General features: G+C 37.4%; 12 protein-coding genes. 3 read left to right on the forward strand and 9 right to left on the reverse strand.

Annotation, left to right across the window (positions count from 1 at the left end):
- Nucleotides 1-70: 70 nt before the first annotated feature.
- Nucleotides 71-1,063: a LuxE/PaaK family acyltransferase gene (locus AAOP42_RS06685; RefSeq protein WP_349527700.1), complete on the reverse strand. Its 993-nt coding sequence runs from the start codon at nucleotides 1,061-1,063 to the stop codon at nucleotides 71-73.
- A gap of 119 nt (nucleotides 1,064-1,182) precedes the next feature.
- Here AAOP42_RS06685 and AAOP42_RS06690 point away from each other — a divergent pair, with 119 nt between their 5' ends.
- On the forward strand, nucleotides 1,183-1,977 hold the full coding sequence (locus AAOP42_RS06690) for a hypothetical protein (RefSeq protein WP_349527701.1): 795 nt from the start codon (nucleotides 1,183-1,185) through the stop codon (nucleotides 1,975-1,977).
- Here the strand turns inward: AAOP42_RS06690 and AAOP42_RS06695 are convergent.
- Entirely contained in the window at nucleotides 1,974-4,382 is a 2,409-nt protein-coding gene (locus AAOP42_RS06695; protein ID WP_349527702.1) for an alpha-ketoacid dehydrogenase subunit alpha/beta, read from the reverse strand. The genes AAOP42_RS06690 and AAOP42_RS06695 overlap by 4 nt on opposite strands.
- Nucleotides 4,383-4,707: 325 nt before the next feature.
- On the opposite strand from AAOP42_RS06695, the gene ald reads away from it, so the two are divergent.
- On the forward strand, nucleotides 4,708-5,838 hold the full coding sequence (gene ald / locus AAOP42_RS06700; RefSeq protein ID WP_349527703.1) for an alanine dehydrogenase: 1,131 nt from the start codon (nucleotides 4,708-4,710) through the stop codon (nucleotides 5,836-5,838).
- A gap of 203 nt (nucleotides 5,839-6,041) precedes the next feature.
- Here the strand turns inward: ald and AAOP42_RS06705 are convergent, their stop codons facing one another.
- Complete coding sequence (locus AAOP42_RS06705; protein ID WP_349527704.1) at nucleotides 6,042-7,367, reverse strand: sugar porter family MFS transporter; 1,326 nt, start codon at nucleotides 7,365-7,367, stop codon at nucleotides 6,042-6,044.
- A 152-nt stretch (nucleotides 7,368-7,519) separates the two neighbouring features.
- Here AAOP42_RS06705 and AAOP42_RS06710 point away from each other — a divergent pair, with 152 nt between their 5' ends.
- Complete coding sequence (locus AAOP42_RS06710) at nucleotides 7,520-8,734, forward strand: hypothetical protein (protein ID WP_349527705.1); 1,215 nt, start codon at nucleotides 7,520-7,522, stop codon at nucleotides 8,732-8,734.
- 46 nt (nucleotides 8,735-8,780) lie between these two features.
- Here the strand turns inward: AAOP42_RS06710 and AAOP42_RS06715 are convergent, their stop codons facing one another.
- From AAOP42_RS06715 to AAOP42_RS06740, 6 genes are all read right to left on the reverse strand, one after another.
- Nucleotides 8,781-9,800, reverse strand: coding sequence for a metallophosphoesterase family protein (locus AAOP42_RS06715; protein WP_349527706.1), 1,020 nt, complete (start codon nucleotides 9,798-9,800; stop codon nucleotides 8,781-8,783).
- 62 nt (nucleotides 9,801-9,862) lie between these two features.
- Nucleotides 9,863-10,786, reverse strand: coding sequence for a DUF6807 family protein (locus tag AAOP42_RS06720; RefSeq protein ID WP_349527707.1), 924 nt, complete (start codon nucleotides 10,784-10,786; stop codon nucleotides 9,863-9,865).
- A 12-nt stretch (nucleotides 10,787-10,798) separates the two neighbouring features.
- Nucleotides 10,799-12,460 carry a hypothetical protein gene (locus AAOP42_RS06725; RefSeq protein WP_349527708.1) on the reverse strand — a complete coding sequence of 554 codons (1,662 nt, stop codon included), beginning with the start codon at nucleotides 12,458-12,460 and terminating at the stop codon, nucleotides 10,799-10,801.
- Between the two features lie 159 nt (nucleotides 12,461-12,619).
- Nucleotides 12,620-12,994, reverse strand: coding sequence for a hypothetical protein (locus tag AAOP42_RS06730; protein ID WP_349527709.1), 375 nt, complete (start codon nucleotides 12,992-12,994; stop codon nucleotides 12,620-12,622).
- 67 nt (nucleotides 12,995-13,061) lie between these two features.
- Nucleotides 13,062-14,471: a sodium:solute symporter family protein gene (locus tag AAOP42_RS06735; RefSeq protein ID WP_349527710.1), complete on the reverse strand. Its 1,410-nt coding sequence runs from the start codon at nucleotides 14,469-14,471 to the stop codon at nucleotides 13,062-13,064.
- Nucleotides 14,464-14,694, reverse strand: coding sequence for a hypothetical protein (locus AAOP42_RS06740; RefSeq protein WP_349527711.1), 231 nt, complete (start codon nucleotides 14,692-14,694; stop codon nucleotides 14,464-14,466). Before AAOP42_RS06740 ends, AAOP42_RS06735 begins: the two co-directional genes overlap by 8 nt.
- Nucleotide 14,695 lies beyond the last annotated feature (1 nt).

Here is a 14,695-nt window from a genome sequence, read left to right on the forward strand (position 1 = left end):
TAAAATGACAATCAGTTCAAAAAAAAATAAATATAATACAATGTGCCAGGCCAATTATACAATAAAAGATCTATGACACCAATAAATTACAACCTCTGATATCAGAGTTGTCAATTCTTCCCAAAACCTCAAATTTATTGTCATTATTTATCATTCCAATATCTTTTGTTTCAATAAATGAACAAGAATGAATATTTGCCAAATCTATTACATTTATTCCTCCGATTTTACCCTTTTGTAAAAAATTAAACGGATCATTAATATCACGTATTATAACTCTCATCCATTTTGACATTTCAAATTGACCTGCACCTTTAGAGTAAGCCTGGGACATCAACTCCGTCATACCATATTCTGAATGAATTGTTTCCACTCCAAACTTCTTTTTCAAATGAGCATGAAGTTCCTCTTTTGTCAATTCATCTCTTCTGCCCTTCATCCCCCCTGTTTCAATAATTATTAGATTAGGAAATTTCTTTTTTATATGTTCAGAAAAATCGAGAAGTGCAAAAGATACGCCGAACAACACAACATTTCCCTTGTCTTTTGATGCGTTTTCAATAGTAGTTAACAAATTTTCATAGTCATACAAATAATATCCCGAAAATTCCGAATCACTATTTTCTATAAAGAAATCTATCATATCTACCAAACCGGAATCTCCCTGCTCCTGATAAGAAGGCAATAGGGCCAGGATCACAGTATCTTTTATCTCATCAACATACATCTTTTCATAAATATCCCTTGACACCAAATGGTAAAAATCAGTATCCTCCACAAGATGACAACTCCGTACTGAAGAAGTAGTTCCACTACTCAAAAATTTCTTTTGCAACTTCCAATCCCCGGTCTTCACTTCAAAAGACTTGAAAAATTCGATTGGTAGAAATGGAATTTCTTTAATTTCGTGAACATGATCTGGAGATATATTTAAATTTCTAATATAATCGCCGTAAACCAAATTGTTGTGGTATTGATAATTAAATATTTCCAGAGCAATATCTTCAAATGAATTTGAACCTTTGTTGAAAAGAGATTTTTTAAAATCATTTAAAGAATTCACAGTGAAATTAGTTAAGGGTTTATTGTATAATAATTGTATTATATTCGATTAAATTAGCAAATGTAATTGGAATACGAATGGTGTGTAAAGAATCCTGTGGAATTTATATTTTTTCTAAGTTGTCAAAACTGATTTTAATCGTTTTTGGAGTTTTTTTATTCTCTTGTAATGCTCCTGATGACTTTCCTATTGAACCAAAAATAATAGGTTTTGATCAGGTAATATTCAAAGACCTCACCGATGCTCCCGACTCTCTTATTATATATATTAAATTCGAAGACGGAGATGGAGATCTGGGACTTAATAGGGATGAAAATGATTACCCCTATCAGGATTTCGATTTTGTGATTGATGAAGATGGCAGAATAGTCACACTTAGTGCTACCGATGTGAAACCCCCATTTCACCAGTTTGCATTTGATTCCGGAGTGAGACCCACTGAAATCAGTAAAACCGACAACAGGCCTACCTTTAGTTGTGATGATTACGACATATTATTTATAAATGAAGAACGCAATGTATTTATCCCCAAAGGAGCTAATACCAATAACATTGACTTAAGCCAATTTCATGAAGACACCATTTATGTTGTAAAAAATGAAAATCGTAATAATATTTTCGTTGATTTTTATAGAAAAAGAGGAAGTTCTTATGAATATATAGATTGGAAAAGAGCTTTTGACACCAATGGATGTGGCATAGATTTCAATGCAAGGTTTCCAATTTTTGATATTCAAAGCCTAAACTCTTCTCTGGAAGGTACAATAAAGTACGGTATGACATCCAGTGGATTTAACATATTACTCCGCACTGATACATTCAAACTGTCAGTAAAAATCAAAGACAGACAGCTTCACGACAGCAATGTCATAGAAACTGGTGATCTTACTTTGCAGGATTTGACAGAATTCTAATACAAGGACGGAAAGCTAATAGGGTCAGTTTCCGACATTACTTCATAAACCTTTTCAAAAATTTCTTCTGCATTTGGTTTAGAATAATAGTCACCGTCAGAACCATAAGCCGGCCTGTGCTCCTTTGATGATATGGTAAGAGGCTTAGAATCCAGGTACCTGTATCCTCCCTGCTCCTCCAGTACTTTTTGCATCATATAAGCAGTAGCACCACCAGGCACATCTTCATCTGCAAAAACAATACGATTGGTTTTCTTAAGCGATTTCAATATCTCATTATTCAAGTCAAATGGAGCCAATGTTTGTACATCGATCACTTCAACATCAATACCAAAATCAGCCAACTGCTTAGCAGCCTCCATTACGATTCTACACATAGAGCCATAGGTCACTACAGTAATGTCTTTACCTTCTTTTAGTATTTCCGGTTGACCAAGAGGCACCCTTATTTTTCCAATATTTTCAGGCAATTTTTCTTTTAGACGATACCCATTCAAACTTTCAATGATAATGGCTATATCGTCAGATTCAAGCATAGTATTGTAAAACCCGGCTGCCTGAGTCATATTCCTTGGCACCAACAAATAAATCCCTCTGAGAGAGCCCAATATCATACTCATTGGAGAACCTGAGTGCCACACTCCTTCCAATCTATGTCCTCTGGTTCGGATAATCAAGGGTGCTTTTTGCCCTCCTTTGGTTCTATAATGCAAACAGGCTAAATCGTCAGTCAAAACCTGAATACAGTAATATATATAGTCCAAATATTGGATTTCTGCAATAGGCCTAAGTCCACGCAGCGCAGCACCTATCCCCTGGCCCATGATAGATGTTTCACGTATCCCGGTATCAGTTACCCTTAACTCGCCATATTTATCTTGCAAACCAGCCATTCCCTGATTCACATCTCCAATTTTCCCAACATCTTCTCCCATAGTAAAAACCAATGGGTTTCTTCTGAAGATATCATCAAACGCAGCATTCAATACCTCTCTGCCATCAACCAGCTTAAACTCCTTGGCATACACAGGGTGAATTGGGGCAACTTTTAGTGCTGACTGTTCAGACTCACTATATACGTGGCTTGAATATTCATCATGCCTTAAAAGTTTTCTTTCGTTGATCCAATCAATAAGTAACTGTCTTTCCGGAAAATTTTCTTTGCGTGTCCACCTCAAACTCTTTTTTGCTGCCTTCTCAACATCCAGTTTATTAGGACTTACCGTCTCCCTTAAGGTGGTCATCAATTGAGTCAACTGTGTCCTATATTGACTCTTGGACGCCAGTTTATTTATTATTTTCAGTACTTCGCTTACCTCGCCTTTAACACTTGCTAAATAGGCTTTCCAAGCAATATTCTTCGCATTTTTGGCAGTACTCTTTGCTTCTTCTTCTATTTCATCCAACTCATTGTCCGTTGCAATTCCTTCTGACAATATCCATTCACGCATTTGCTTAACGCAATCATACTTTCTTTCCCAGTCCAGCCGTTTTCTTGACTTATATCTTTCGTGAGATCCAGAAGTGGAGTGCCCTTGGGGTTGAGTCACCTCAATCACATGAACCAAAACCGGCACATGTTCCTCTCTTGCTATTTTATCTGCCTTTTTAAATGTCTCACATAACCCTAAGTAATCCCATCCTTTTACTACAAATATTTCAATACCCTTTTCATTTTCATTTCTCTGAAAACCTGCCAAAGCTTTAGAAATACTACTTTTGGTGGTATGGTATTTATTTGGTACAGAAATACCATATTCATCGTCCCATACTGCAAGCACCATCGGCACTTGTAGTACTCCGGCTGCATTTATCATTTCAAGAAATGCTCCTTCTGAAGTAGATGCATTTCCAATTGTCCCAAATGCTACTTCATTTCCTTTATCAGAAAATGTCTTATATGAATGCAAATCAGGATTTTCTCTGTACAACTTAGAAGCATAACCCAACCCGAGTAAACGAGGGATTTGTCCGGCTGTACAGGAAATATCTGCACTGGAATTCTTCATCTCCATGAGATTTTTCCAGTTTCCGTTTTCATCTAAAGACCTTGTTGCAAAGTGTCCATTCATTAATCTGCCAGCCGAAGCAGGCTCAGCTTTCACATCAGTATGAGCATATAATTGCGCAAAGAATTCCTGTGAAGTCAACTCTCCAATCGCCATCATAAAAGTCTGATCACGATAATATCCGGAACGGAAATCTCCGTTTCTGAATACTTTGGCCATTGCTATTTGTGGGATTTCTTTGCCATCACCGAAAATACCAAACTTGGCTTTTCCCATGAAGACCTCTTTTCTACCAATGTAACTATTCTCCCTGCTCTCTACTGCCAATTTGTAGTCACTCAATATTACCTCGGTTTGGAGTTCACTATCAACCGATAACTGAGTAAGGTCTTGCATACAGACAAAATGTATTTAGTGCTGAAATGTTAAATTATTAAGCCTCAAATTTATATAATTCAATGAATTTATCAAAAAGAATAAAACGACACCAAAACCAATTTTTATATTGTTAATATTAAATAATATTAAGTAATAATAATATAATTCGTTTTTAATACATTTATTAAAATTTTATTCTTTAAATATTGATTTTATTGACTAAAGAATACTCTTACAAAATATTATTAAAATAAAGTATTGAATATTAGCCTATAGGCTCTCCTGAGGATATATTTTTTAGCTTCTCCAATATATTTGCCTCACCAACAAATAAAATCGAGCCATGATAATAGGAGTGCCAAAAGAAATTAAAAACAACGAAAATCGTGTTGCATTAACTCCTGCCGGAGTTAAGGAAATTAAAAAACACGGACATCAGGTGTTTATTCAAAAAACAGCCGGAGTAGGCAGTGGTTTTAGTGATGACGACTATAGCCAGTCTGGAGCAGAACTACTAAATACCATTGAAGAAGTGTATTCATCTGCTGAAATGATTATAAAGGTAAAAGAACCGATAGCACAGGAATACGGCCTGATCAAAGAAAATCAACTTGTATTTACATATTTCCACTTTGCTTCTTATGAGCCTCTAACCAAAGCAATGATTGCCAGTAAGGCTATCTGTTTGGCTTATGAAACAGTTGAAAAAACCGACCGGTCTTTGCCTTTGCTGGTACCCATGTCGGAAGTAGCAGGAAGAATGGCCATACAAGAAGGAGCAAAATACCTGGAAAAACCTTCCGGAGGCCGAGGCATACTTTTAGGGGGAGTACCGGGAGTAAGACCTGCGAAAGTAATGATACTAGGTGGTGGTGTGGTAGGAACCAACGCTGCAAAAATGGCTGCCGGATTAGGTGCAGATGTCACCATATTGGATTTAAGTCTGTCCAGACTCAGGTACTTAGACGATGTAATGCCTGCCAATGTCAATACATTTATGTCTAATGAATACAATATAAGAGAGCTTTTAAGCACCCATGATTTGATAATAGGTGCTGTTTTGATCCCAGGCGCAAAAGCACCTCACCTGATAACCAGAGATATGTTGAAAGAAATGAACCCCGGAACAGTGCTGGTTGATGTGGCAGTAGATCAGGGTGGGTGCATTGAAACCTGCAAGCCAACAACCCATGAAGATCCTACTTATGAAATAGATGGAATTTTGCACTATTGTGTAGCCAACATGCCCGGTGCAGTTCCATACACCTCTACTCTGGCTCTGACCAATGCTACTTTACCTTATGCCATTCAACTGGCCAATAAGGGATGGAAGAAAGCATGTAAGGAAAACAATGAGTTGAAACAAGGGTTAAATATTGTAAATGGAGATGTAGTTTATAAAGGCGTTTCTGATGCCTTTGATCTGCCTTATGTTCCTGTAGAAGATGTATTATCAGGAGTACAAATGGTTTGAAAAAACAATATTATACCTAAACGAGGTTGTCTCAAAAGACAGGTAATTCCCAGATTTATTCTGGGATCTGTTGGATTAACAACTCTTCAGGCTTTTTGAGGAGTGTCGGAATACCTGCCTAGACGACAGTCAGGAATCCGACAACAATCCTTCCAAGACAACCTCGTTTTTTTATTTCAATCTAACAACGCACAGGTTATACATTATCCATGTGAAATGGTATCTTCCAATTGCTCTAAGGATTTTCCCTTCGTTTCGGGCATCATTCTCCAAACAAAAATTAGCTGTAACACCATCATAAAACTAAAAAAAGCAAATAATGGACCTCCACTGAATTTGTTAACTATGAATGGAAATATATTGGCTATGATGGCAGCAAAAATCCAATGGATAAAACATCCAAAAGACTGGCCTGATGCTCTTACTTTATTTGGGAAGACCTCTGAAATGAACACCCAAATCACTGCGCCCTGTGACATGGCGAAGAATGCAATATATACGAACAGATAGATTGGAACTAAGGCAAACGATTCTGTAAAGAATGCATTGGACACCAGAGCCAATGTAGCAATAAGTCCAATCGATCCGATAAACATCAGCTTCTTCCTACCCATCTTATCGATAAGTGTCATACCAATCATCGTAAAAATTAAGTTGATAAGTCCTACTCCTGAGGTTGATAACAAAGCTGAATCAGCACCTAAACCTGTTAATTCGAAAATCCTTGGTGCGTAATAGATAATGGCATTGATTCCACTCCATTGATTGAAAAAAGCAATCAAAAATGCCAGTAATAAAGGAACACTGTACTTCTTCGAAAACAATGAACTTTTAATTTCAGACACATTATCCTGCTCTGCTGATTTTAAAATGGCATTATAAGATTCATCCACAGTGTCTGAGTTGATCAAAGCCAACACTTTTTTAGCTTCATCATGCAAGCCTCTTTTCACAATAAGCCACCTTGGGCTTCTCGGTACAAACATTACCAGCAATACAAAAAGCAAAGCAGGGATTCCCTCCACTCCCATCATCAACCTCCACGGAGTTTCTTCCGCACCCAACTGGATCAGGTAATTGCATAAAAAGGCAATCAATATGCCCAGTACGATATTGAATTGGAAAATGGCTACCAATCTTCCACGCTGATTGGCAGGAGAAATCTCAGAAATGTATAATGGTGCTACTACCGAAGAGGCACCCACTCCCAGTCCACCAATAAACCTGAAAACCATAAATGTATAAATATCCGGCGCAAGTGCAGAACCTATGGCAGATACAAAATACAAAACACCAATCCAGAAAAGTGTCTTTTTCCGTCCTAAGCTATCGGCAGGAATGCCACCAAGCATGGCACCTATCACTGTACCGTACAATGCAATGGCTACTGCAAACCCATGCAATCCATCACTTAAACTCCATAATTTCTGAATGGCTTGCTCTGCACCTGAGATCACCGCTGTATCGTACCCGAATAGAAAACCACCCAGTGCTACGGTCACAGACCATAATACTACTTTTAATTTCATGTTGATTTGTTCTTAGTTGAATAGTTATTCCAAACATATAATTATTTGAGGCAAATCCATTCATGAAATCAAAATATTAGGATTTATTGTAAGAAATCGAGGCTTCTTGAGTAAGTTTATATAATTGTTGTGTGTAAGGACAGAAAGAAAATATGACTCCAGAAAATTTCAAAAATCATCAACTGTTTGAGAAAATTGAACAGTTATCACAAAGGCTAAATGAAGAAGAGTCTAAGGAAAAAATTGACCTAGAGAAATTCTCTTTTTTTGAATCTACACATCAATACATAAGTGATAGAATCAAGTTAACGATTCCAATTCTTGTTCAAGCAGCAGAAATGAACGACTTAAGTAATGAAATTGAAGCGGGATTACAACAGATAAATTCATTCCTAGGCAATAACAATGTTGGGCATCTCAACAATGCAACTAATAACTTTCACTCTGCATTAGCAAGAACAAGAAATTTCCCTCTGCCATATTCAAAAAATGACTTCAACTTCTCTAAAGCCATTGCTGATTTCCAAAACTCAGTTTCTGAAAAGAATGAATTGCTTACAAATGAAAGTAAAGAACTTTCTAGCACTCTTAAATCATTTAAATCTGATTTAGAAAAAAAGGACTTAGAAATCCAAAGGCTTTTTAAACTAGTAGAAGCAAAAGAAACTGAAATTCAGAATTTAAATTCGAATTTTCAAACGGAATTTACCAGCATAAAAACAAAGGCCACTCAAGAATATGAAACTGATAGAAAGACTTTTAGAATTGAAATAGATAGTGATAAAAAGACTTTCGAAGAAGAAATTCATGCGTTAAAAGAGAGTATTGATACTGACACTTCTGGATTAATAGAAAATTTAGATGAAAAGTTAGATGAAGCTAAAAAGATTGTCAACGTTATTGGAAATGTTGGAGTAACAGGTAATTATCAAATAATCGCAAACGAACATAAAGCTTCAGCTAATTTCTGGAGGTGGGTTGCCATTATTTTCATGACGGTCTTTTCTGGGCTATTAGTTTGGACAATAATTGACTTAAGTAGTAGTGGCTTTGATTGGACGAAATCCTTACTTCGACTTATTGCTGCAGCTGCTTTATCCTACCCTGCAACCTATGCAGCACGAGAATCCAGCAAGCACCGAAAACTTGAAACTACCAATAGAACAGCCGAATTAGAACTTGCTTCAATAAATCCTTTTATTGAAATTTTAGATGAAAATAAAAAACAAAATATTAAGGAGAAACTGGTTGATAAATATTTTGGCAACAATCATTATGAACACATAATTGAAGGGAAAGAAGAAGAAGTTTCAATTGGCGGATTTGAAAAAATACTCAAAGCTGTGTTGCCGCTGTTAAAAAAGTAACACTTGCGATCCATTTCAAACCAAATATCATTAACAATTAGAGTTGTTACAAATCCGTCTTAAACTTATATTTATCCCAAACCTTACCATTGGAGTCAATCATCTCCATGCTTATCTTATTGCCATTGATTTTGACAGAAACTACAAAATAGATTGCTTCATTGAAGGTAACGTCTTTGCCTGATGACGGATGAAACCTGAATTTCTGATTCTCATCGGTACTATCCAAATCCCTGCCATAATATGCATCACCTTCTATAGCATCTTTTTCACGTTTCAAGCTGTAAATGTTGGCTCCTGCTCCTGCAGAAATCACATAATGAACGCCTTCTCTTTTTGTGCGGTAATACAAATGATCATGGCCGGAAAATACTGCCGTAACATTGTACTTGCTAAATAGCTTGGTAGTCACCGTGGTTTTTCCCTCTACATCAGAGTAGCTCTTGTTTCCTACTGTATAAAAAGGCCTGTGTCTAAAGATAAAGATGTGCATGCCCTGCGCCTCTTTCAGTTCTTTTTCCAGCCAGGCCAGTTTTTCAGGATCTTCTGAAACCTTTGGCCAGTCCAACGCTATAAACTTTGCATTGCCATAAGTGAAACTATAGGTAGGATCATGCAAACCAAAGAAATCAGCAAAATTGCTTTGACCAGATTCATATCCTCCTTCCGGTAAACCAGAAACTTCATGGTTGCCAAGTGTAGGCCATGTAGGGTACTTTCTAAAAAACCACCCTGCTTCTTCATCCAACATTTTGTATTCTTTGACACCCTGATCTCCTGCTCCTCTGTTGACTAGATCTGCAGTAGTAATACAAAACTGCGGATTCAACTTATCCGATTGATTCAATACATCCTTCAAAAACGGGCTGTGTTTGGCATCTCCAAAAACAAGGAAATGCATCGGCTTTTTCAACTTGTTTTTTTCACCAGGCCTTTTTATTTCATTTTCACTTCTCAGCTTGTCCATCCCCGGTTTAGGGTTGTATGGATCAAACTCCTGAGAAAAACCAACATGATTGAGAAAGGCTGCAAAAAATAAGACGGCTATGTGTTTTTTAAAATTCATATTTTCGATTGCTAACGGTGGGATTTAATTTGAGCAACGAAAATAGTAAAAATCAAACCACATCAAAAGCTACTCAGATCTTTAATCTTTTCATCCGTCAAAGCACCTTCATAAACCACCATTCTGTATTTCAATACCAAAGGGTTGGACTTCTCTATAAAAACCGGTTCTCTTCCAGGATAAGCTACATTCTGCATACTTTTCGCTTTTCTTAAAATCCATGCCTGAGGATGACTGGGATTTGAATGATGAGACACAACCAAAACACCTTCCTGCGCACCATGTCCAGTCAAATCTCCCCTAATATCTATCCAGGGGCCTTCATCCAAAGCCAAAGTCTGGGGCTCAACAGCACCTCTTTTTCCTGTAAATTGAACATCTTCTGAAAGAGGAATCCTCCAGGAAAATCCGCTATATCCCTTGGGGTCTTCAGAGCCACCTATTGCCAGACTGTCTTCCAATGCAGTAATCTTAATTTCAAAATCAATAATCCTGTATTTGTCTTTGGCTGCATGAACCGTAATCGCAGCACTTTCATGTGCAAAAGCCTTTTGCTCACCGTTTTCATCGAGCCATAAAGGTGATTTCCAATCTACTGAAGTGGTCACCACACAAGAATCATTATACTCCTTAACAGTAGCATCATCGATATCCCATTCAAAATCCTCCAGTGCCCAGGCATCTCCTATTCTTTTACTTCCAATATATGTTTGATGCCATGCCCAGAAAACACCACGATGATGCAAATGGTCGGCAGGAAAATCCTCTGTCAAAATATGGCCATTAGTTCCATACAATGGATGAATGTAATTGGATCTTTTAAACTTACCGTCCATTGATTTTGGTTTTTGTTGATAAAAGAAAACACTATCAGTGCCTTCCATTATCAGAAAACCCTCTTCGTTTTTAGCTACTATCCAATTGTCGGACTGCTGAGTACAAGACAGAATAGAAATAAATGCAAGGAAAAATAATATTATGCGCATGGTGTAAGTTTGTTACAATGTTTTTAAAATAAATTGATTGACTCCCTTTTTCAATGAAACTTTCACTCCACTGTTTAGTTGTTTTCCAGTGAAAGTCTCAGGCTTATCTCCATCGAATTTTACCAGGGTATAATTGGAGTTTTCTTTCGTCGTAAACCATTCGGGAAACTGGTTGATTCTTGGCCAATCCTGAGGCATGTGCATAATGGTTTCGTGCCTTGGAGAATCAAATTTCAAAACCCCTTCCCAATCGGTATCTACTTCAACGCTAATCAATACATCTTCTCCATTCATTTCAGCCCCTGCTTTTACATCTGATCTCCATGGAGCTACAGTCATCCCCTGTGTTTTCCAAAGGCAATACATAATAGTTGTTCTGGCAAAGTTCCCATCACCATGCCAGCCTTCTATCACTCCCGATGAACGCCATTTTAATGCATTTTCTCTATGACTGGAATCCTGCATAGACCACATTACCTTAATTTCGCTATCTATCCATTCCTTTGCTGACGGCACAGGTTCTCTGGCATACAAATTCAATGCTCCTTCTACCGCATCAGCATAACCATCCGAAGAACCTCTCTCCCAATCAAAGTTCCTGTATGCATCATTTAGTGTACTTAACCCTTTTAAAGTAGCATCTCTGTAAGATTTCACGGAATCAACCTGATATACCGTGTAAAAACCGTTGAGGGTATAGCCAAAATTATCGGCAATACCATTGTTTAATACTTCACCCGTTTGTGGATTGATGATATTGTAAAACAGGCCATCTGCATTTGTACCAACTTCCAAAATGCGGTCCAGCATTTGATGAATAAATGGCTGGTATATTTCTTTCTTTTCCGGTTGAGCAAAGCTTACCGTACCATAAAGCTCACACAACCCGGAAACTACTTCACAACCATGGTCACGCAATCTAAGTTTTGTAAAATCATTGGTTGGATGATTATTTCCCAATAAATAATAGTCTCCCAGACGAATAGCCCAATCCAGATACTTTTGTTCCCCAGTCATCCAGTAGATGCGAGACAACACCTGTAACATTTCACCATTCAGTTCTTCATTGGTGGATACTATTTTACCAAATTCCGTTTCTACAGGTGCATGTTTCCACATGTCATCCAAAATGGCAATCATACGCTCCGACCATGGGCTTGCTCCAAGCCACTCAGTCAGTGGCAACAAACCATCTTTGATATATTCAGAGGAGCCAAACATAATGTCGTCTATGTCCGCTTCCTCCTTATCAAAACCTTGTTTCTCAAAAGAATAAGTATCCGGCATATTGTCTATGCGGGAAGTGAGTCGCATTTCTGTTTGCAACATGTCAAGCATTCTTCCCTCAAATAGTTTTTGATCGGTAATGGCTGATGTCAAAACCATAAATGGGTAATTGTCAGCAGCAGCATCCTTGGCGTTCCAGATATCAGCACTTTCATATAAGTTTCTTGGAATAAGTCCGGTAGCAGTATCTGCGTATTCCAACCAACCATCGACAAAACGTCTGCATCTTTCCAATCCTTCGTTTACCAATATTCCGTTGAGTCGGGCTTGCTCCAAAGCTTGCTTTTCAGCTTCAGAAGGTGCTGTGGTATTTTTAGTTTTTTTTGAACATGAAAACAGTATAAATACAGCTAACAGCAATGTGAAGTGAAGTGGGATGTTTTTCATAGTTTGTATCTGAATTTTCTTGATTTAAGGATTAATAGGATTATACTTTGGGTTGAAAATTAACTACATCACACACATCTTAAACAGAGTTTTGACAATTGTTTTCTTGCCTTTACACTCTAAAAACCCAACAATCATCTATACTTTTTAGATACCTTTTCAAACGGACTGATATGCAGAATCGTATTCCTTTTGAGTCAATTTGAAAGCCGATATATTATGCTGCTCAAACTCATATGAGTTAAGTTTTTTTTCTATCTTTTCAACAAGACTAAAAATACCTCCTCTTCCTTTTATAACTTTATCAAAAATCTCTTTAAACAATAAACACAACATAAACCTTCCTTCTTTAAGACAAACTGTTTCTGACTGAATGCCTTTAGTAATTGCCGTTTCAATTTCCAATTTAGATGGTATCGAATGATTAAGCATATCTGCTATACCTATCAGCTCTGGTAAATCACACCCTTCTTTTTCTAAAGGAATACTTAATAGAATCCAGCAATCGGTTTGATCAAATTCAATTTTCTCCATAAAGTTCAAAATTGTATTAAATCAAACATAACAAAAATCATTAACACAATTAGAATTTCACGTCATCTTAAACCGTATCACTCTTTTCTCCTCCATCAAATACCACCATCAAAAACGAAATCATTCCCAATGAAATAAACAGCAACAAATCCATCCTCAATCCCATGATATCAGATGGCAAAGCACCTAGTAAGCTTCCAATAAATACCAATATAGCCGTTGCAGATACCCAAACCATTGTCATACCTATTTTTTTCTTTGACAAGATGGCTAATAAAACCATAGGTGCCATCAAACCTGTTCCTGTAAAACTAAGTCTGGCCAACAATGCCAACTGGTTGCTACTGATAAGTGAGAATATCAGGGCTGCCACTGCAAAGACCACCATTCCTATTTTCGTGGTTTTCAATACTTTTTTCTCCTCTCCTTTTAAAAGAGAACGAAGCTCACCACTCATAGCAAATATTTGTGAATCACTGGTAGAAATTGCTGCTGCAATCAAACCAATCATAGTAGCGGCAGCAATGATCCCCGGCTGATCAAATAGCAAAACCTGAGACAGAAAATCCGGTGTGGAATGATCTGCATATTTCACAGCTCCATACATCCCGATGGCAACTGTTGGCAATATAACCAACATGGCAAAACACCCTACGGCTACAGCCATTCTGTTCATGCTGGATTGATTCCGCATAATCACTATTCTGGAACTTATTTGTGGCTGTGTAACAGGTATCAGTACTATGGCAATCATCGAAACTAAAAGAAACTGTATGCTAAACAGTCCCTTGGGTCCTGGTACAGACAGCAACCCCTCATTTACTAGTCTTACCTCTTCAAACATTTGTTTGACACCATTCATATTCTGGACACATGTGTATGCTATGATCCACACCACTGTCATCAATAATATTCCCTGAAACACATCACTGTACATAATGGCCTTCAATCCTCCCGTTTCACTGTACAGTATCATGACAAACAATATGAGAGTGGCCCATCCCCAGGGTGGCAATGCGTGATTGAAAGAAGCATCCAGAAATATCGATATCCCTCTGATCTGAATAGAAACGTAAGGCACTAAAAAAAGAAAGATTCCAATAAAATAAACATAACCTGCCCATTTGCTTCCATAACAGTCGGTCAGCAGTCCCGACATTCCTCTGAATTTCTTTTCTTTGGCTTTTTTACGTAAATGATACCCAAACCATAGCACCATAAATATCATGACACCATCGGATACAGCTAAAAACATCCATGCTCCTACTCCATGATTCCTGAAAAAATCAGGCATTCCCAACAAAGTGAATGTACTAAAAAGTGTAGCAGCAAAGGTCATAAAACCCAGAAAATAGCCAATATTGAAGCCTCCCATCATAAAGTCATCAACACTTTTAACCTTGCTGCGAGAGATCAAGGCGAGGGTCACTAATATACCAAGGTATATGATTGCAAAAATTATTACCCATTTAATCATTGTGATCCTCCTCTCCATTTCCCGGGTGAACTTTCGTGCCCAGATAAGTTAAAAAAACCAAAAGAATAGCTACCAAAATACCCATCCAAAGTGAATATGGAACACCAAACAACATTGGTTCATATATTCCTACTGGTAACACCAGAGGAGTGAAAGATAAGATGCTGACCAGAATAACCCCGGCAATGCATAAATTCCAATAAAGTGATTTGTTTTTATTCATA

Source organism: Reichenbachiella sp. MALMAid0571 (genome assembly GCF_040151475.1).
Taxonomy (GTDB): domain Bacteria; phylum Bacteroidota; class Bacteroidia; order Cytophagales; family Cyclobacteriaceae; genus CAXBNB01.